Origin of the sequence: Pseudomonas reactans (assembly GCF_013387025.1) — a bacterium.
Lineage (GTDB): Bacteria > Pseudomonadota > Gammaproteobacteria > Pseudomonadales > Pseudomonadaceae > Aquipseudomonas > Aquipseudomonas reactans.
In genome coordinates this window covers 1-1515 of sequence record NZ_JACAQP010000056.1, presented here as the reverse complement: position 1 = coordinate 1515, position 1515 = coordinate 1, and the positions used below count along the sequence as shown (strand labels likewise).

Annotated in this window: 1 protein-coding gene; it reads left to right on the top strand. The window is 49.4% G+C overall.

Going from position 1 to position 1515, the window contains the following annotated elements:
* Positions 1-1337 (top strand): acyltransferase family protein (locus HX793_RS30560; protein ID WP_218646208.1); only part of this gene is annotated, 1337 nt, incomplete at its 5' end.
* Positions 1338-1515: the final 178 nt, after the last annotated feature.

The following is a 1515-nucleotide window of genomic DNA, read 5'->3' as shown; positions in this document are numbered from 1 at the left end:
TCTTTTTCAGAGTTTCCCTAAGACTGTCCGTGTTGACGCGTTCAAAATGCTCAGAGGTTTTCTCTGCATTGGGCGTCATCATGCTCATTGTGGGCTTCCTGAGGATTAGCGAAAGTCGTCCCTTCCCAGGCACATGGGCACTGCTTCCTACGCTAGGCACAGCGTTTATAATCGCAGCAGGATCCGGTGCGTGGCTGAACAGAAACGTACTATCGAACCGAAGCTTGGTATGGTTCGGCTTGATTAGCTTTCCCCTCTACCTTTGGCACTGGCCGCTGCTCTCTTTCGCGTACATCGTCGAAGGCGCGCAGCCCTCGGCGGCCATCAGAATGGTTGCGGTTGTCGCGTCTATCGCACTGGCCTATGCGACTTATAGACTCATCGAGAAGCCTATCCGTACGAACACCAGCAGTAACAGAGCCGTGTTCGTAATGGTCACAACGATGGTTGCAGTTGGCCTCGGCGGCTTTAGCATCTTCAAAAACGAAGGCTATGCCTTCAGACTGGATGATCGTGCACAGTTCTCGTCGTACTTCAAAAACGTCTCTCCGACCTGGTCATACATGGAACGGACAGAGCTGTTGAACAAGTACAACGATAGCTGCAACTTTTTCAACATAAAGAAACAACGCGAAGGCAAAGCAACCACTGTACCGGTGGAATCGATTAGTCAAAACTGCTTCAAGAAAAATAATACATATACAAAGTCAGTGTTTATTTGGGGTGACTCCCATGCCCAGCATTTGTACTTTGGCTTGAAGAACAATCTGCCTAGCAACTGGCAAATCCTGCAGGTTGCAAGTTCATCATGCCCAGCGAATCCAAATGCGAAAGTAGCCTCTTCCACAGACTACTGCGAGCAGTCCAATTGGTTCGCTCTCGACGCCATACAGAAAGCCAAGCCTGACGTAGTCATCGTCGCCGAGGACTGGGGACAAGATCTCGCGATGATGCGAGAAACCACTGACAAGCTTAACGCTCTAGGTATCACCAAAATCATCTTTACTGGACCGGTACCCCATTGGACGTCTGACCTACACAAAATAGTTCTTAAATCGTTGTGGAAGGACACCCCGTCGCGCACCTTCACTGGCGTCGATAAAGAATTCATTCAGAAGAATGCTGCGTTGAAGAAAGCATTCGATATCGACAATGCCAGCTATGCCGACATCATGGATTTGCTTTGCAATACTGATGGATGCCTGACCTACATTGGCTCAGACAAAAAAGAGGGACTGACGTCCTGGGACAAATCGCACCTAACGCCTATTGCGTCAGACTACGTTGCGAAAAATCTGTTGGTACGCTTGGTCACTGAAACAAGCGAGCCCAACTGAAAAACAGTGGAGGGGTTCTTCCCCTCCACTCACCGCACGAATTTAGATACTTGAAGGCTGCTTCAGAGAATCGAGCCAGCCCTTAGCGTGCAACTCGATACCGCGCCCCGAAAGGTGGCAATCATCGTATCTATCATCCAGGCCAATCACATCTGTGTTAGGGAAACTCTGAAAAAGA